The sequence below is a fragment of the Roseovarius pacificus genome (assembly GCF_900142665.1).
Taxonomy (GTDB): Bacteria; Pseudomonadota; Alphaproteobacteria; order Rhodobacterales; family Rhodobacteraceae; genus Roseovarius; species Roseovarius pacificus.
The window spans coordinates 1-16,123 of record NZ_FRBR01000005.1; the positions used below are offsets into that span (position 1 = coordinate 1).

18 protein-coding genes are annotated in these 16,123 nt (G+C 64.5%); 8 read left to right on the forward strand and 10 right to left on the reverse strand.

All coding sequences use genetic code 11. The features are described 5' to 3' along the window. Window positions 1–105 precede the first annotated feature (105 nt). The 6 genes from BUB53_RS10260 to BUB53_RS10285 form a co-directional block, all read right to left on the reverse strand. Window positions 106–723: an LbetaH domain-containing protein gene (locus BUB53_RS10260; protein ID WP_073034678.1), complete on the reverse strand. Its 618-nt coding sequence runs from the start codon at window positions 721–723 to the stop codon at window positions 106–108. A gap of 3 nt (window positions 724–726) precedes the next feature. Continuing rightward, window positions 727–2,070 (reverse strand): phosphonate ABC transporter, permease protein PhnE, encoded by a 1,344-nt coding sequence (phnE, locus tag BUB53_RS10265; RefSeq protein ID WP_073034679.1) that lies wholly within the window; start codon window positions 2,068–2,070, stop codon window positions 727–729. Beyond that, a complete protein-coding gene (gene phnE, locus BUB53_RS10270; protein WP_073034908.1) occupies window positions 2,067–2,939 on the reverse strand; it encodes a phosphonate ABC transporter, permease protein PhnE in 873 nt (290 codons plus the stop codon). The genes phnE (BUB53_RS10265) and phnE (BUB53_RS10270) overlap by 4 nt, the downstream gene beginning before the upstream one ends. A gap of 70 nt (window positions 2,940–3,009) precedes the next feature. After that, window positions 3,010–3,915, reverse strand: a complete 906-nt coding sequence (gene phnD, locus BUB53_RS10275; protein ID WP_073034680.1) for a phosphonate ABC transporter substrate-binding protein — start codon at window positions 3,913–3,915, stop codon at window positions 3,010–3,012. 48 nt (window positions 3,916–3,963) lie between these two features. After that, window positions 3,964–4,776 carry a phosphonate ABC transporter ATP-binding protein gene (gene phnC / locus BUB53_RS10280; RefSeq protein WP_073034681.1) on the reverse strand — a complete coding sequence of 271 codons (813 nt, stop codon included), beginning with the start codon at window positions 4,774–4,776 and terminating at the stop codon, window positions 3,964–3,966. A 132-nt stretch (window positions 4,777–4,908) separates the two neighbouring features. Next, window positions 4,909–5,775 (reverse strand): sigma-70 family RNA polymerase sigma factor, encoded by an 867-nt coding sequence (locus BUB53_RS10285; RefSeq protein WP_084729064.1) that lies wholly within the window; start codon window positions 5,773–5,775, stop codon window positions 4,909–4,911. Between the two features lie 101 nt (window positions 5,776–5,876). Between BUB53_RS10285 and BUB53_RS10290 the strand changes: the two genes are divergently transcribed. From BUB53_RS10290 to BUB53_RS10315, 6 genes are all read left to right on the forward strand, one after another. Continuing rightward, on the forward strand, window positions 5,877–6,512 hold the full coding sequence (locus tag BUB53_RS10290; protein WP_073034682.1) for a MarR family winged helix-turn-helix transcriptional regulator: 636 nt from the start codon (window positions 5,877–5,879) through the stop codon (window positions 6,510–6,512). Window positions 6,513–6,516: 4 nt separating this feature from the next. After that, entirely contained in the window at window positions 6,517–7,707 is a 1,191-nt protein-coding gene (locus BUB53_RS23425) for a P-loop NTPase (protein WP_073034683.1), read from the forward strand. Then, entirely contained in the window at window positions 7,700–8,923 is a 1,224-nt protein-coding gene (locus tag BUB53_RS10300; RefSeq protein ID WP_073034684.1) for a NifU family protein, read from the forward strand. The genes BUB53_RS23425 and BUB53_RS10300 overlap by 8 nt, the downstream gene beginning before the upstream one ends. Window positions 8,924–9,018: 95 nt before the next feature. Further along, window positions 9,019–10,266, forward strand: a complete 1,248-nt coding sequence (locus BUB53_RS10305) for an aminopeptidase (RefSeq protein ID WP_073034685.1) — start codon at window positions 9,019–9,021, stop codon at window positions 10,264–10,266. After that, complete coding sequence (locus BUB53_RS10310) at window positions 10,259–11,044, forward strand: ZIP family metal transporter (protein ID WP_073034686.1); 786 nt, start codon at window positions 10,259–10,261, stop codon at window positions 11,042–11,044. Before BUB53_RS10305 ends, BUB53_RS10310 begins: the two co-directional genes overlap by 8 nt. Before the next feature lie 98 nt (window positions 11,045–11,142). Beyond that, the gene (locus BUB53_RS10315) at window positions 11,143–11,622 is read left to right on the forward strand and encodes a DUF411 domain-containing protein (protein WP_073034687.1); all 480 of its coding nucleotides are present in this window, start codon (window positions 11,143–11,145) and stop codon (window positions 11,620–11,622) included. A 48-nt stretch (window positions 11,623–11,670) separates the two neighbouring features. Here the strand turns inward: BUB53_RS10315 and BUB53_RS10320 are convergent, their stop codons facing one another. From BUB53_RS10320 to BUB53_RS10330, 3 genes are all read right to left on the reverse strand, one after another. Beyond that, entirely contained in the window at window positions 11,671–12,492 is an 822-nt protein-coding gene (locus BUB53_RS10320) for a molybdate ABC transporter substrate-binding protein (protein ID WP_073034688.1), read from the reverse strand. A 39-nt stretch (window positions 12,493–12,531) separates the two neighbouring features. Further along, entirely contained in the window at window positions 12,532–13,011 is a 480-nt protein-coding gene (gene tsaA, locus BUB53_RS10325) for a tRNA (N6-threonylcarbamoyladenosine(37)-N6)-methyltransferase TrmO (protein WP_073034689.1), read from the reverse strand. A gap of 78 nt (window positions 13,012–13,089) precedes the next feature. Further along, window positions 13,090–14,493, reverse strand: a complete 1,404-nt coding sequence (locus tag BUB53_RS10330; RefSeq protein WP_073034690.1) for an FAD/NAD(P)-binding protein — start codon at window positions 14,491–14,493, stop codon at window positions 13,090–13,092. A 130-nt stretch (window positions 14,494–14,623) separates the two neighbouring features. Here BUB53_RS10330 and BUB53_RS10335 point away from each other — a divergent pair, with 130 nt between their 5' ends. Then, window positions 14,624–15,637, forward strand: coding sequence for an NAD-dependent epimerase/dehydratase family protein (locus BUB53_RS10335; RefSeq protein WP_073034691.1), 1,014 nt, complete (start codon window positions 14,624–14,626; stop codon window positions 15,635–15,637). Window positions 15,638–15,668: 31 nt separating this feature from the next. On the opposite strand, the gene BUB53_RS23370 is transcribed toward BUB53_RS10335, so the two are convergent. Then, window positions 15,669–15,800 carry a hypothetical protein gene (locus BUB53_RS23370; RefSeq protein ID WP_268238444.1) on the reverse strand — a complete coding sequence of 44 codons (132 nt, stop codon included), beginning with the start codon at window positions 15,798–15,800 and terminating at the stop codon, window positions 15,669–15,671. A gap of 107 nt (window positions 15,801–15,907) precedes the next feature. Between BUB53_RS23370 and BUB53_RS10340 the strand changes: the two genes are divergently transcribed. Beyond that, window positions 15,908–16,102 carry a hypothetical protein gene (locus tag BUB53_RS10340; protein WP_073034692.1) on the forward strand — a complete coding sequence of 65 codons (195 nt, stop codon included), beginning with the start codon at window positions 15,908–15,910 and terminating at the stop codon, window positions 16,100–16,102. The last annotated feature ends 21 nt before the right edge of the window (window positions 16,103–16,123 follow it).

Consider the following 16,123-nt stretch of genomic DNA (forward strand, 5'->3'; position numbering starts at 1 on the left):
GCGCTCAGGTGCGAGAAAACCGTCAGTTCATTCGAAGCCTTCGTCAACCTCGCATGTACAATGGCATGGATCGCTTAAATGCAGACGCTGCCTAGGGGCCGTGCCTCAGCCGCCGTGGCGTTCAAGGAAGGCCTCGGCGGACAGGGTGCGGAAATCGTCCAGCGCATCGCGCAGGCGGTCGTGGCCCCAATCCCACCACGCCAGAGCGATCAACCGGTCGGCGATCTCGGACGGCTGGCGGCGGCGCAGGGGTTTGGCGGGGGTTCCGGCGACGATGGTGTAGGGCTCCACATCGCGGGTCACGATGGCCCCGGCAGCCACCACGGCGCCGTGGCCCACCGTGACCTCGGGTTTGATCATCGCCGCGTGGCCGATCCATGTGTCATGCCCGATCACCGCGCGCCGTGCCTTGCGCCGTTCGAAGAACACCGGGTCGTCATCGGCATCGTCCCAGTAATCCGCCGAGCGGTACAGGAAATGATGCATGCTGGCGGTGGTCAGCGGGTGGTCGGTGGCCCCGATCCGCACGAAGCTGGCGATGTTGGAGAACCTGCCGATATCGGCATTGGCGATGTCGGCATAACGGTCGCAATAGGAATAATCGCCGATATCGCTGTGGGCGACCCGGCTGCCCTGGCTGATTTCGGTGAACCGGCCAAGGTGTGTATCGGTGATCTGGCAGCCGTCATGGATGAACGGTGTCTCCGCTGTCAGGCGGGCCATGTCTCAGTGCCCCTCGGCGCGTCCGATCAGACGCCCGCGCAGCCAGCCCGACACCGAATCCATGATCATGACCATCAGGATCACCAGCACGATGTAATAGGTGACTTCTTCCCAGTCCTTCTGGGTGATCATCGCCTGTGTCAGCAGCAGGCCGATCCCGCCGCCGGTGATCGCCCCGATGATCGTGGCGCTGCGGGTGTTGGATTCGAGGTAATACAGAAGCTGGCTGAGCAGGACCGGCGTGATCTGCGGGATCACCCCGAAGCGATAGCGTTGCAGCTGTTTGGCCCCGGTCGATTGCACGCCTTCGATTTGCTTTTCGTCGACGTTTTCCAGCGCCTCCGAGAACAGCTTGCCGAAGGAGCCGGTATCGGTCAGCAGGATCGCGAGCGCCCCGGTCAGCGGCCCCGGTCCGAAGGCGCGGGCCAGAACGATGGTCCAGATCAGCGCATCCACCCCGCGCACGAAGTCGAACACCCGCCGCACCCCGAAACGCACCGCGATCAGCGGCGAGAAGTTGCGCGCCGCCAGAAACGCCAGCGGAAGCGCCACGATGGCCGCGCCGAAGGTGCCGAGAAACGCCATCAGCACCGTTTCGAACAGTGCCCAGGCCACATCGCCATGACGCCACATCTTGTTGGTCCAGAAATCCGAGGCCATTGCGGCGATATTCGATTTCTCCGGCACGACGCGGTCGGACGAAAAGGCCAGCGAGACCAGTTCGCCGAAGCTCTTGCCGTGGAACGGGCTGTCGAGCGTGAACCAGAAGAGTTCCCAGCCGTAATCGTATTTGAACAGTTCCGCCCGCGTGCGCGTGACCGTCAGGCGGCCCTGATCGGTGGTCACGGCCAGCCTGTTTTTCGAGGCGTTGATCCAGTCGGGCTGGGTGGTGCGGTCGCCTTGCGGAAAGGTCATGTCGACCCCGTTGCGCGAGGGGGTCGCGGTGATCGGCCCATAGTCGGGAATGTCATAGGTGACGGTTCCGTCGTCGAATGTCACAACATGTCCGCGCCCCAGATCGCCGCGCACAATGTCCCCGTCGAAGCTGAGCCAGCCGGGGCCGGTGCCCGGTTCATAGGTGCCCTTGCGCTCGCCCTCGATGGCGACGGTGATCGCGTCGGACCGGGCATCGTATTCGACATGGGTCTTGTAGCTGTAGCTGTCGCCGACAAGCGTGCGGGCGTTGTCGATGCTGGCGCGTTGGGCGAGGCCGGGTATGTCGAAGGCAAAGAAGATATAGGCCAAATAGGCCAGCATCATCAGCGGAATGGCGAAATTGACGATCCGTTTGCCGCGAAACAGCCGGGTGGCTTGCTCGTGCATATCGTGGGTTGCCGCAAAGGTCATGCGCCCCTCCCTTTGATCAGGCGGTCACGGAAATAGGATGAGAGTTGATCGAACAAGACGATGGTCAGGAACAGGAGGATAAAGATCGCCGCCGCCTCGTCGAATTTGCCCTGGCCCCAGGACATCGCGTTCTTGAGTTCGTAGCCGATACCGCCAGCCCCTACGAAGCCAAGAATGGCCGAGGCGCGGATATTGATCTCGAAGCGCAGCAACGTGTAGCTGAGGTAATTGGGGGCGACCTGCGGGATGACCCCCAGCAGCATCCGCTGCGACCAGTTCGCACCCACCGATTGCAGCCCTTCCACGGGTTTCAGCGAGGCGTTTTCGTTCACTTCCGAGAACAGCTTGCCCAATGCGCCGACGGTGTGAAAGGCGATGGCGATCATCGCCGGAACCGGGCCGCCGCCCAGAACGAAGATCAGGATCAGCGCGATCACGATTTCGGGGACCGCGCGCATGATGTCCATGATCCGGCGAAACACCGGAATCAGCCGCGGCCAGCGTGCCAGCCCGCGCGTTGCCAGCAGCGACATGACAATCGCCCCGATCGCCCCCAGCAGGGTCGAGGCCGCCGCGATATTCACCGTTTCGATCAGGGCGGGCAGGAAGGTCAGCAGGTGGGCGGGCAGTTCGGGAGCCTTTTCGATGGCCTCGCTCAGGACCTGTGCCGGGAAATCCAGTATGTTGTGCCAGCCATCCCAGAACCCGCCGGCGTTGCGCGCATCGGCAAGATCGAACCCCGCCACCATGAGGGCCACGAAAATTGCCAGTATCGCCCCGGAATACAGCCGCTTGCGGCGCGTCATCGCCATATAGTCATGGCGGATATCGTCCGTGGTGATTGGCGCCTGTGCGCTTATGTCAGCCATTCTTTGCCCCTTGGAAGGATAGAAAAAAGGGCCCATCGCGGGGATGGGCCCTTGTCCGGCGGTTGCCGGATCAGTTCGATTTGGCCTTGCGGGCCTCGATGATCGACAGATACGCGTCGTGGGTGATCGGCATGAAGCCTTTCGCGTCGCCCTGCAGAACGCCATATGCGCATTCCTCGTCCATCGATTTGAGCGAGGCCATCAGGCCGGTCATCTTCAGTTTCACGTCTTCGGGCAGTGCGCTGCGCAGAACGACGGGGCCTTCGGGGATCGGCTTGGATTTCCAGATCTCGACAAGGTCGTTCATGTCGACCAGACCGGCATCAACGGCTTTGCGCAGTGCGCCCGAGTTGTAGCCGTCTTCCCAGTTGCCCAGACCATCAGCCCAGGTCACGCCCCCGTCCACGTCGCCGTTGTTGACCGCAACGATGGTCTGCTCGTGGCCGCCGGTGAACTTGACCTCACCGAAGTAGTCGCCCGACTGCATGGTAGCGCCGACTTCCGCCGGAATTTCGATCGAGGGGATCAGATAGCCCGAGGTCGAGTTCGGATCGCCGAAGCCGAAAACCTTGTCTTTCATGTCTTCCAGCGAGGTGATGCCGCTGTCCTTGCGGGCGAAGCCGATCGAGTGATAGCCGTAGCCGCCATCGAGGTTCACCTTGACCAGAACCGGCTCGACCGCTTCGGGATCTTCCAGATAGGTCTTGGCATAGCCCGAGGCACCCAGCCATGCCATGTCGATGGTGCCGCCCAGCAGGCCCTGAATCACGCCGTTGTAATCGGCCGGGGCGAACAGCTTGGTTTCGACGCCCAGCAGCTCTTCGGTCTTTTCACGAAGACATTCGTTCGAGGTCATGCGATCCTGGGCGTTTTCGCCGCCAAGGATACCGATGCGGAATTCCGAGATGTCCTGCGCCATGGCCGAGGTGGCCAGGGCGGTCGAAGCTGCCAGTGCAAGGGCGAGGGTGGTTTTCATTTGGGTCTCCATTGGTGGAAAGGCCCGCCGTGGCGGGGTGGGAATGGATCAGGCCGGAACGACCGGGGCCGCATTGGGCCTGTCCAGGGTTTCGATGGCCGTGGATGTCGCGGCCTCGGAAAAGTCAGCGCCCGCACCGTAGATGTCGCGCGCAACGCCGGTAGTCAGTTGTTCGGGTGTGCCATCGAACACGATCCGCCCGTCGCGCATGCCGATCACCCGGTCGCAATAGCGGCGCGCGGTATCCAGCGTGTGCAGGTTTGCGATGACCATGCGGCCGTCTTCCTCGTGGATGCGGCGCAGGGCGTCCATGACGATCTGGGCATTCATCGGGTCGAGGCTGGCGATCGGTTCGTCGGCCAGGATGATCTGCGGGTCCTGCATCAGGGCGCGGGCAATGGCCACGCGCTGTTGCTGGCCGCCCGACAGGGCCTGCGCCCGTTTGGGGGCCTCGGCAGCGATGCCAAGACGGTCGAGGATGTCGATGGCCTTGTGGATGTCCTGTGCCGGGTAGAGGTTGAACATTGTCGCCAGCGTCGAGCGGCGGTTCAGCGTGCCATGCAGCACGTTCGAGACCACGTCCATCCGCGGCACGAGGTTGAACTGCTGAAAGATCATCGCGCAGCGCGATTGCCATTCCCGGCGGGCGGCCCCCCTGAGCGTGGTGATCTCGGCGCCTTCGAAGGTAATGCTGCCTTCGCTCGCGTCGCTCAGGCGGTTCAGCATGCGCAGCAAGGTGGACTTGCCCGCGCCCGAACGCCCTATGATCCCGATCATCGTCGGTTTACCGACCTCGAAACTCGCATTGTCCACGGCGCGTTTGTCGCCAAAGCGCTTGGTTAAGGACGTGACGTGCAGCATGTATGAACCCCCGGTATTTGTCGCCGTGCTAGGCGGGGGCTGTGTCAGCTGCGTGACAGTTATGTTTCAGGTGGATGACAAGACGTTCAAGGTTTCATGACGCTGGCGCAGGCGCTTATTTGCGTGGCGGGATCAGAATGCCATGTCCATCGGCTCGGGCTCGGCCCGGAGCGAGTCGCGCAGGCGCTCCAGCCCGCGTTCGCGCAACTGGCGGACCCGCTCGCGCGAAATGCCGTGGATTTCACCCAGTTGATGCAGGGTCATCGGGGGGTCCTGCACGACGGTGGCGATCACGATATCGCGTTCGCGGTCGGGCAGGTGGCCGAAATGGCGGCTGACCGTGCGGCGGAACACGTCCATGTCATGACGCGTGGCGACCTGTTCTTCGACATCGCAATCCGGGTCGGGCAGGAGGTTGATGATCTCGTCCCCTTCCTCGCCTGCGGTCAGGCGGTTGAGCGAACTGTCGCTGCCGCTGAATTGCTGGCGCATCCCGTCCAGTTCCGAGGCCTTGACGCCCAGCTTGTCGGCAATGCGCTGTTCGCGCTCGGGCGTTGTTTCGCCGGGCACGGCCTCCAGCGTTTCCTCGATCCGGGCGAGGTTGAAGAACGCCTTGCGGGCCTTGGACGAGCGCCCGCGTTTGACCAGCGACCAGTTGTTCATCCTGTAATCCTGCAACTCGGCGCGCACCCACCAGGCCGCGTAGGTCGAAAACCGGAAGCCGCGATCCGGATCGAATCCGTCGGCAGCCTTCAGCAGGCCAATCAGGCCATGTTGCAGCAGGTCGGGATCGTCATTGATGTTGCGGTTCTTGGTAAAACGCCGTGCAATCGACATGACCAGCGGGTGATAGGCGGTGATCAGCCGGTTGCGGGCCTCGACATCGCCATCGTCGCGCCAGGCACGGGCAAGGCGCAGTTCCTCTTCGGCTGTCAGGAAGCCGGTGCGGTCGTTGTAACCGGGGCGCGACGGGGCGCTGGGGACGTGTGATTTTGGCATGGCATCGCTGCAGTTGGAAATCTGCTGAAATAGTTTCGTATCGAAATCATATCTGCATTAACGCGCTTGTCAAACTGATTTTGAATCGCTACCAAATATGCATGGGTTCCTCTGATACGACATCTTGTCAAACATCGGGCTGCACCGAGCAACTGGCCGAGATGCTGGTGCATATCGGCCGTACCGCGCGCGGAGAAGAAACAGGCGCCGGTCTGACCGCTGCCCAATGGACGGGGCTGCGGTTTTTCGCGCGGGCCAATCGCGCCTCGCGCACGCCGTCGGCCTTTGCCAGTTTTCAGGCCACGACACGGGGTACCGCCTCGCAGACGATCAAGGCGCTTGAAGGCAAGGGGCTGGTCCAGCGCCAGCGCTCGGAAACCGATGGGCGCAGCGTGCGGTTCGAGTTGACGGCGCAGGGGCGTGACATGCTCGGGCAGGACCCGCTGCGCCACCTGATGGCCGCGCTGGCGGGGTTGGACCCGTGCGACCGTGCCGCGATGGAGCGCCTGTTGCCGGTGATCGCCGCAGAACTGGCACGGCAACGCGGATGCCGCGCCTTTGGCACATGCGACGATTGCGGCCATTACGAAAAGCGGCCATGCGGCGGATACTGCGCCTGCGCCGCGCTGGATTTGCCGCCGGGCGAGATCGGGCGGCTTTGCGCCAGCTACGCGCCCAGATGCGGGGCGGATGAAACAGTGCCGCAGACAGCAGGCAACGCAGGCAGCCGGGAATAAAGCAATGACAGCCACAGACCAATCCGCGTCGGCCTCGCCCCTGGCTGGCCTCGGACGCATGATCGCGATCAGCAGCGGCAAGGGCGGTGTCGGGAAATCGACGCTGACCGCCAACCTTGCACTGGCGCTGGCCGGGCAGGGGCTGCGCGTGGGCGTGGTGGATGCCGATCTCTATGGCCCGTCGATCCCCGGCATGCTGGGGATTCCCGGCGATCAGCCCCCGACAATGGCCCCCAACAACAAGGTGATCCCGGCACAGGCGCATGGGGTCAGGGTGATCTCGATGGCGATGCTGTCGGGCGATGACAGGCCCGCCATCCTGCGCGGGCCGATGGTGACGAAATACCTTCAGATGTTCATCACACAGGTCGATTGGGGCACGCTGGACGTGCTGCTGCTGGACCTGCCGCCGGGCACGGGCGATATCCAGTTGACGCTGGCGCAGGCCTTTCCGCTCAGCGGCGCGGTGGTGGTCAGCACGCCGCAGGATGTCAGCCTCAAGATCGTGCGCCGCGGCCTGCGGATGCTGGAGCAGGTTAATGTGCCGATCCTCGGCGTGGTCGAGAACATGAGCGGCTTTACCTGCCCCTCTTGTGGCGAGGTCACGCATATTTTCCATCAGGGCGGCGGGCAGAAGATCGCGGACAGCCTGAACGTGCCGTTCCTGGGCAGTATCCCGCTGGACCCGGCGGTTGTGGATGGTGGCGACACGGGCCGCCCGTTGATACTGGACGCGCCCGACAGCCCCGCCGCACAGGCCTATCACGCCGTGGCCGCCGCGTTGAGCGGCGGCGCACAGGAGGGTGCCGGGCTGGCACTGCCGTTTGACTGGCAGGTGGCGGAAGGCACCGGAAAACCCGCCGGTGCCGCGCCGGTCGCGGGGGGCGACCCGGAACGCCCCGTCGCACTCGATTTCGGGGCTGAGGGGCTGCATATCCAGTGGCAGGACGGGGCCGGTCAGATGATCGACCCGCGCGATCTGCGGCTGGCCTGCCAATGCGCCGCCTGCCGCGATGAAATGTCGGGTCGGCGGCTGCTGGACCCGGCCAGCGTGCCGCTGGATATTGTGCCGACGCGCATCTGGAGCGTAGGGAACTATGCCATCGGTGTGGCCTTCAGCGACGGGCACAGTTCGGGCATCTATACCTTCCCGGCGCTGCGCGCGATGCAACAGGTCGAGGCCGAAGATGTCTGAGACCGCCCTGCGCCGCCGCATCCGGGCGGTGCCTTCGCTGAATGACCCGGCGACCATGCGGTTCGTGCTGGAAACGCCGGTACAGCCGGGCCGCTCGGCCAACTGGACCGCGCCGGACAGCGATGCGCCACTTGCGCGCGCCCTGTTCGATGTGCCCGGTGTGCGGGCGGTGCATGTGGCCGAGGCGACCGTTACCGTGACCCGTGCGCCCGAGGGTGACTGGGCGCAGCTCAAACCCCGGATCGCGGCGGCGATCCGCGCGACGCTTGAGGACAGCGATGCGCCGCTTGGAGCGGCTGAGGCGGCGCCGGACGATCCGGACCGACAGTTGCTGGACAAGGTTACCGATCTGCTGGACCGGCAGGCCAACCCGGCGATTGCCGCCCATGGCGGACATGTCAGCGCCGAGAAGGTCAGCGATGGCGTTGTTTACCTGCGCATGTCCGGCGGCTGTCAGGGCTGTGCGGCCTCCGCGGCCACGCTGCGCGGCGGGATCGAGAACATGCTGCGCGCGGCCATTCCCGAGCTGCGCGATATTGTCGATGTGACCGACCACGAGGCCGGGACCAACCCGTTTTACAGTGAAACACCGGGGCACAGCCCGGCGCTGCTGCGTCCGGTTCCGCCCGAGGCGCTGGATTGGAGCGATGGGGATCTGCGGATCGACCCGGATTATCTGGCCCGTCGTCTGGGGCTTGCGCCGCACGTACTGGTGGCGGGGCTGGAAAGCGGGGATATTGGCCGCGACGTGGAAACTCTGGACGGGCCGGGCGGAGAGATCACCCGCCTGACCATTCGTAGCCCACAACGGGCCTGGGCTGCCGATATCCGCGCCGACGGTACGGTGGTCGAGGTGCCGCCCGCGCGGCAGGGCAGCAAAAAGCCCGCGCTCAAGGATCGCGTCCGAGAGCACCTTGCGGCGCTGCCGACCGAGGCCGTGCCGGTGCCCTATGGCAAGTTGGCCCGCGCGTTGGGCCTCTACCTGCCGGGTTCGGTGGGCCGTGTCACCGCCGCGCTTGAGGATACCATGCGCGAAGATGTTGCCGCCGGGATTCCGATGATCGCCGCGCTGGCCCGTGGGCGGGGGGCGGATCTGCCGGGCAAGGGGTTCTTCGATCTGGCTGAGACGCTTGGTGCGCCGGTTGCGTCCGATCCGGCGGGGTTTGCGGCCTACCGGGCGCAGGTGATTGCCGCACATCTCGAACAAGGCGGTTAATGCAGGCAGAAGAGTAAGGAACGGGGCATCCTGCTTGACCTTGCCCGCGCCTTGCCCGAACGTGGCGCCGAAATTTCAAATGCCACGAGGTCCCCATGACATCCCAGCCCTTCGACATCCAGTCCCTTGATCGTCTGGCCGATGTGGCCGTGCATGTCGGCCTGAACCTGCAAGAGGGGCAGGACCTTGTGCTGACCGCGCCGGTATCGGCTCTGCCGCTGGTGCGCCCCATCGTGGCGGCAGCCTATCGGGCGGGGGCGGGGCTGGTGACGCCGATCCTGGGGGACGAGCAGTTGCAACTGGCGCGCTATCGCAATGCCAGCGACGACAGTTTCGATCGTGCGCCCGACTGGCTGTATCAGGGGATGGCGCAGGCCTTCGAAGGTGGCGCGGCCCGGATGGCCATCGTGGGCGACGATCCGATGCTACTGTCCGACGAAGACCCCGATAAGGTCGCGCGCGCGGGCAAGGCGAATTCGATGGCCTACAAGCCGGCGCTGGATCACATCGCGAATTTCCATATCAACTGGTCGATCGTCAGCTATCCCAGCCTGTCATGGGCGCGGCGCATGTTCCCCGATCTGGACGACGACGCGGCGGTGGCGAAGCTGGCCGGGGCGATCTTTGCCGCCTCGCGCGTCACCGGCGACGATCCGGTGGCCGAATGGAAAGCCCATAACGCTGCCCTGCGCACCCGCACCGAATGGCTGAACGCCCAACGTTTCGCCGCGCTGCATTTCACCGGGCCGGGGGCGGATCTGACCGTTGGGCTGGCCGACGGGCACGAATGGCAGGGCGGGGCTTCGGTGGCCGGGAATGGGGTGGTCTGCAATCCCAACATCCCCACTGAAGAGGTTTTTACCACGCCTCATGCCCACAAGGTCGAGGGCCATGTGCGCGCCACCAAGCCGCTGTCGCATCAGGGCAGCCTGATCGAGGATATCGAAGTGCGCTTCGAGGCTGGCCGCATCGTCGAGGCCCGCGCCAGCAAGGGCGAGGCCGTGTTGCACAAGCTGCTCGATACGGACGAGGGCGCGCGCCGTCTGGGCGAGGTGGCGCTGGTGCCGCATTCCTCGCCGATTTCGCAATCGGGACTGCTGTTCTACAACACGCTTTACGATGAAAACGCCGCCTGCCACATCGCGTTGGGCCAGTGTTACTCCAAATGCTTCGTCGATGGCGGGTCGCTGACACCCAAAGAGGTGGCCAAGCGCGGCGGCAATGCCAGCATGATCCATGTGGACTGGATGATCGGCGGGCCGCAGACCGATATCGACGGCATCACCGACAGCGGCGCGCGTGTGCCTGTCTTCCGTCAGGGGGAATGGGCCAGCCATGCTTGAGGGCCTGTCGCCCACCGCACTGGGTTTTTTCGGGAGTCTGATCGCGGGGCTGATGACGGCGGTGGGGGCCTTGCCCGTGCTTGCGGGGCGCATTCCGGGCCGGGCCACGCGCGACATGGCGCTGGGATTCGCCGCCGGTGTGATGCTGGCGGCATCGTTCTTTTCGCTGATCATTCCCGCGCTGGATGCCGCCGAAATCAGCTATGGTGCGGGGGCGATCCCGGCGGCCATCACCTGTGTGTCGATCCTGATCGGCATGGCCGCGGTGCATGGCATGAACGAAACCCTGCCGCACGAGCATTTCAAGCTGGGTCGCGAAGGCCCCGAGGCGGCCTCGTTGCGCCGGGTGTGGCTGTTCATCATCGCGATCACGATCCACAATTTCCCCGAAGGCTTGGCCGTGGGCGTGGGTTTTGGCGCGCATGGGCTGGAGGGGGGGATGCCGCTGGCCATCGGGATCGGTTTGCAAAACGCGCCCGAGGGGCTGGCGGTAGCCGTGGCCCTGCTGGGCGAAGGATACGGCAAGCGCCGGGCGTGGGGGATCGCCGCGCTCACCGGGATGGTCGAACCCATCGGCGGGCTGATCGGGGCCGGGGTGATCGTGCTGGCACAACCGCTGCTGCCTTGGGGGCTGGCCTTTGCTGCCGGTGCGATGCTCTATGTCATCAGCCACGAGATCATCCCCGAAACCCACCGCAGCGGGCATCAGAACAAGGCCACGCTGGGCCTTGCCGTGGGGCTGGTGGTGATGCTGTTCCTCGATGTCTGGCTGGCGTGATCGGTGGGGCAATCCTCGCGTCAATGTGATAAGGTCCGCCTTGCGCCTGCATGGCGCAAGGTTAGGCTGTGGCGAGCCAATAAAAGGGATATCTGACCATGTCCAAGCATGACCTGACCCGCCGGGGATTTTTCGCAAGCGCCGCCGCACTGGGCCTGAGCGCCGCGTTGCCGGGTGTCGCCCGCGCGGCGCAAACCGATATTCACGTCATGAAAGACCCCAATTGCGGGTGCTGTTCGGCCTGGATCGACATTCTTCAGGACGAAGGGTTCTCGGTAACCACCGAACGCAGCTTCGGAACCGCGCTGACCCGCTACAAGATGGAGAACGGCATTCCCGCCGAGATGATGTCGTGCCACACCGCGCGCATTGACGGCTATATGCTGGAGGGGCACGTCCCCGTCGCCGATATCCGCCGCCTGCTGAGCGAACGCCCCGATGCCGTGGGGCTGGCCGTTCCGGGCATGCCTTATGGATCGCCCGGCATGGGCCCCGAAGACCAGCGCGAGGCCTATGACGTGCACCTGATCCGCCGCGATGGCACGACCGAAGTGTTCACGCATTACACGGCGGCCTGAGCGAAACCCGCATTCGGCCATGCCGGTCCGAACGCGGGCCTGCATGGCTCAGTCGGTTTCGGGCAGCGCCCCCACGGCAAAGCCATAGTCGCCCAGAACGGCCTGTCCGGCGGGCGACAGGATGTATAACGCCAGTTTCCATGCTTCGGGCGGCGCGTCGTTCAGCACCATCAGCCCGTAATCGGCCCCCACGGCCAGGGCCTCGGGGATCTGGACGATTTGCAGATCGGACACTTCGCGCTGCGCCAGAACGGCGTTGGTGCAATAGGTCAGGAACAGGTCGGCGCGGTCGTTTTCCATGACCCAGCCATAGGTATTGCGCCCCTCGGGCGCCTTGTCGCTGTCCGGTCCGCCCGTCAGTTGCAGTGCCTTGCCGCGCAGGGTGTCGGTTGCGCCATCGCGCAGTTCGTCGGCCTTGCCGAACAATTCCCATGCATAATCGCCCGAGGGGTCGGCCTTTGGGGTCGAGGTGCCGACGCGCGTGCTGTCTTTCAGCATGACGTCGAGCAGGGTTTCGGATGTCACCTCGACGCCCGGTTGCGCCAGCGCGCACAGGCGGTTGCGCGCGAACAGTGCCACCGGCCCGCCGCGCCCCGCATCCTCCAGCGTGCGGGGGTGGCGCATGTTGGCCGAGGCAAAGACATGCGCCCGCGCGCCGTCTTCGATGTTTTGGCGCATCAGGCCCGAGGGCCCGAAGGTGGTGTCCACTGCCGTGCCATGCGCGGCGCTGTAATTCGCGGTGACATCCGACAGCGCGGCCTTCAGGCTGCCGGCCGCGATCAGCGCGACGCTGTCCTCCTGTGCCGCCAGCGGGGCGGCGCTCAGGCCCAGGGCAAGGGCAAGCGATGCCATGGCTCTGCGATGTGACATGATGGGTCCTCCAGTAATAACAGTCCGATATGCAATGCGTTATTCCGATCCCGGCTTGTCCGGGGCTTTCGGCGTGAATTCACAGCGGTCGGGTTTGATGTCGATCAGCGGGGTGCCATTCAGGCAATCCAGCCCCCGCACCACCAGAACATTGCCCTCGACCCGCTCCAGCCGGACCAGCGCGGTGCCGATGGGGTTGGGCCGCTGGGGCGAGCGCAGGGCGAAGGTGCCGAAAAATCGCGTGCCGTCGCCCTTGGGGTTCTGGCGGATCAGGTCGCGGCGCGAACGATCCAGCCAATAGAGGATTTCCAGTCGTCCATAGGTTTCGATCCCCTCAAGCGCGCGATCCCAGGGCGGGAATACCTCGATCCGGCATTCCGGGCCGTCTTGTTTGCCTTGCCGGGGACAGAATTCGCGGCTGTCCCACGGGGTATGAATGCGCCCGATGAAATGCAGGGCGGCATCGCGCGGCTCGGCTGTGTCGGTGGTTTCCTCTCCGGGGCGCAGGCGGCTTTGCATGATTCTGCATATCCCTGTTCATCTTCCGATGCGCCAAGCCTATGGCGAAATCGCAAGATGTCCAGAGCCGCAGGGGGATCACGCCCCGTTGGCGCGGGCCGCTTCGGTCCGCAGGACGCCCAGATCGTAGAGTGGAAAGGGCATCACCCGCTCGCCGATCTGCATGACCGCCGGGGTGAGATAGCGCAGCCCCGCAGGACCGGCGGCCAGATCCGGCCCGGTGATCACCCCGGCGCCATCCGGTGTCAGCGACAGCCAGCCCCGGTGCAGCAGTTCCGTGCTCAGATCGTCCAGTGCAAGCCGCGTGCCGGGGCCGGAGCAGTTGATCACCAGCGGCGCGGTCAGGCTGTTCTGCCCGGCCACGCGCACCGTTGCGCCATCCGTCGCCGGGGCGACCGCCTCGGCGCGGCCCATTGTCTCGGTGACCTGCCCGGCAATCCGCAAGCGGCGGTAATCGGCGATGCTGTCATGGCTGCCCCGGCGAAACCGCCGCTCCAGAAGAGGCGGAACCGCCTGACGTTCGGCAAGGTCGGGCAGAAGGGCGGCCAGCGTTTCATGGGTCATCCATGCCTTGAAGCCGGGCCTGAGCTGCGCCATGTCCGCGCCTTTGGTGCGAAACCTTGCGATTTCCGCGTCAACTGCGGCCATCAGATCGGCGCAGGTGTCGAAGGACCCGGCAATTTCCGGCTCCACCGCCGGTTTGCGGGGGCGTTGCCATATCAGGGGCTCGGGCCGCAGGGTGCTGGCGGACAGTACCGACAGGCGAATATCGCCCTCGTCCAGAACCGATTGCAGAAACCGCAGCACATCGAGCATCGCGGCATTCGCGCCAAGGCACAGGATAGTCCGGCCCGGCCGCACCTGCGCGGCGATCTCGTCTTCATGACCGTAGAGCATGGGAAAGGCACAGGGCCCCGCATCGCTGCCCAGCCCGTCCAGCGCCGGGGTACCGGGGGCCAGATCGACGCGGTCGGCCCGAATGCGTTGGCCATTGTCCAGACCAATGACGAATTCCGCCCCGTCCCGATCCAGTGTCGCCGCCCGGCCCATGATCAACTCTACCGCAACGCCGCTTGCCCGGTGCCGGTCCAACGCCGCCTGCACCAGCCCGGTCAGGTAATCGCCGAATATGGCGCGGGGTGCGAAAAGCGCGGCATGATCCGCTGCGGCGATGTGATCCGCCCCGAAGCTCAGCCAATCGGGCCGCCGTCCGCGCATCCGCTCGGTCACCTCATCCCACCGGGCGGCCATCCAGTCGGCGAACTCCGGCAACACCGCCGCCGAAGGCGAGTTCAGCAGGTAGGCATCGGCCCAGGGCCGGTCTGCGGGCACCTCGCCATAGGCCAGGCCGCGGCCCAACTGTCCGATATCGGGGCCGATCACGCTCAGCCGGTCACCGGCCTCTGACGGCGCGGTTTCGGCAAAGGCGGCGGCGGTGGCCCCGTCGCCGATGATGACATGATGCCGGCCTGTATCGCGCATGGATGATCCCCCGTTGTTTTGGCGCAGTTTGCGTCACTCTGCCCGGCTTGGCCAGAGGTCCGGGCCTTGTGCCAGTTGTCGCCAGCGGCTATCGCTCGGTCCGGGTGCGTAACAGTAGAGGGCAGGCGGCATGACACGGGTTTTCATCACCGGCACGGCGGGGTTCATCGGCTATCACCTGGCCGATCTCTTGCTGGAGGAAGGGTTTCTCGTCCACGGGCTGGACGGGATGACCGATTACTACGACGTCGCCCTGAAACAGCGCCGCCACCAGATGCTGTTGCAAAAGCCCGGTTTCACCGCGACCGAGGCGATGCTGGAAGACGCCGATACGCTGGATCGTGTCGCGGACGACTTTCAGCCAGATATCGTCGTTCACCTCGCCGCTCAGGCCGGGGTGCGCTACAGCCTTGAAAACCCGCGTGCCTATATCGACGCCAACGTGGTCGGCACGTTCAACGTCATGGAGGTTGCCCGCCGTCATGCGGTGCGGCATTTGCTGATGGCCTCGACCAGTTCGGTCTATGGGGCGAATACCGACATGCCCTATGCCGAAACCATGAAGGCCGACACGCAGATGACCATCTATGCGGCCACCAAGAAGGCGACCGAGGCGATGGGCCATTCCTATGCCCATCTGTGGAACCTGCCCACGACCATGTTCCGGTTCTTCACCGTCTATGGCCCGTGGGGGCGGCCCGACATGGCGCTGTTCAGGTTCGTCTCGGCGATCCTGGAGGGGCGGCCCATCGACATCTACAACCACGGCGAGATGTATCGCGATTTCACCTATATCGGCGATCTGGTGCGCGGTATCCGCCTGTTGATGGATGCCGTGCCCGAACGCCCGGCAACCCCCGACGACATCGCCGAGGGCGACAGCCTGTCGCCGGTCGCACCTTGGCGTGTGGTCAATATCGGGAATTCCAATAGCGTGCGGTTGCTGGATTTCGTCGATGCGATCGAGGATGTCCTGGGCATTCCCGCGCAGCGTAACATGATGGAAATGCAAAAGGGCGACGTGCCCGCCACATGGGCCAATGCCAGCCTGTTACATGATCTGACAGGGTACAGGCCGCACACCGATGTGCGTGACGGGATTGCGCAATTCGTGAACTGGTATCGCGACTATTATCGCGTCTGACGGCCCTGTCGCCGGGGCCGTCAGGGTTCCCTCATGCGCCGCGGTTGCCGTGGCGCGCTTCCGAGAAAAAGCGGTAAACGCGGGACGGGATCCAGGGCAGATGCGCGCGGTTCCAGTCCATCCGTTCCTGCACGAGCATCGGTTTAGCCGTCAAAAGTGTCATTTTAATATTCCTTTCGCGTGACTGCATCGTTATCTTGTCTTTAACAGTATATGCAATGTATATACATTTGATATGCAAAAGTCAAGACCGAACCGGAAAGCCCGCACGTGAACAAGAAAGACGACAAAGACGATGCCAGGGCCAAAAAGAAGGCCGGCAAGAAAAACAGCCAGTTGATCCTGCGTCTGGACAAGGACGACCGCGACGCGTTCGTCGCGCTCTGCAAGGAAATGGACACCAGCGCCGCCCGTGAAATTCGCGGCTTCATCCGGTCTTATGTGAAAAAGCACGGCAAGCGCTGAACCGGCGCGCGGGCAGGGTGG

Excerpts from the sequence above, each read along its gene's own strand:
- tsaA (WP_073034689.1), bottom strand. The coding sequence starts at position 13,011 with ATGCAAAGCCGCCTGCGCCCCGGAGAGGAAACCACCGACACAGCCGAG.
- BUB53_RS10290 (WP_073034682.1), top strand. The coding sequence starts at position 5,877 with ATGGGTTCCTCTGATACGACATCTTGTCAAACATCGGGCTGCACCGAG.
- phnE (WP_073034908.1), bottom strand. The coding sequence starts at position 2,939 with ATGGCTGACATAAGCGCACAGGCGCCAATCACCACGGACGATATCCGC.
- phnD (WP_073034680.1), bottom strand. The coding sequence starts at position 3,915 with ATGAAAACCACCCTCGCCCTTGCACTGGCAGCTTCGACCGCCCTGGCC.
- phnE (WP_073034679.1), bottom strand. The coding sequence starts at position 2,070 with ATGACCTTTGCGGCAACCCACGATATGCACGAGCAAGCCACCCGGCTG.
- BUB53_RS10330 (WP_073034690.1), bottom strand. The coding sequence starts at position 14,493 with ATGCGCGATACAGGCCGGCATCATGTCATCATCGGCGACGGGGCCACC.
- BUB53_RS23370 (WP_268238444.1), bottom strand. The coding sequence starts at position 15,800 with ATGACACTTTTGACGGCTAAACCGATGCTCGTGCAGGAACGGATGGAC.
- BUB53_RS10285 (WP_084729064.1), bottom strand. The coding sequence starts at position 5,775 with ATGCCAAAATCACACGTCCCCAGCGCCCCGTCGCGCCCCGGTTACAAC.
- BUB53_RS10300 (WP_073034684.1), top strand. The coding sequence starts at position 7,700 with ATGTCTGAGACCGCCCTGCGCCGCCGCATCCGGGCGGTGCCTTCGCTG.
- BUB53_RS10305 (WP_073034685.1), top strand. The coding sequence starts at position 9,019 with ATGACATCCCAGCCCTTCGACATCCAGTCCCTTGATCGTCTGGCCGAT.
- BUB53_RS23425 (WP_073034683.1), top strand. The coding sequence starts at position 6,517 with ATGACAGCCACAGACCAATCCGCGTCGGCCTCGCCCCTGGCTGGCCTC.
- BUB53_RS10260 (WP_073034678.1), bottom strand. The coding sequence starts at position 723 with ATGGCCCGCCTGACAGCGGAGACACCGTTCATCCATGACGGCTGCCAG.
- BUB53_RS10310 (WP_073034686.1), top strand. The coding sequence starts at position 10,259 with ATGCTTGAGGGCCTGTCGCCCACCGCACTGGGTTTTTTCGGGAGTCTG.
- BUB53_RS10320 (WP_073034688.1), bottom strand. The coding sequence starts at position 12,492 with ATGTCACATCGCAGAGCCATGGCATCGCTTGCCCTTGCCCTGGGCCTG.
- BUB53_RS10315 (WP_073034687.1), top strand. The coding sequence starts at position 11,143 with ATGTCCAAGCATGACCTGACCCGCCGGGGATTTTTCGCAAGCGCCGCC.
- phnC (WP_073034681.1), bottom strand. The coding sequence starts at position 4,776 with ATGCTGCACGTCACGTCCTTAACCAAGCGCTTTGGCGACAAACGCGCC.
- BUB53_RS10335 (WP_073034691.1), top strand. The coding sequence starts at position 14,624 with ATGACACGGGTTTTCATCACCGGCACGGCGGGGTTCATCGGCTATCAC.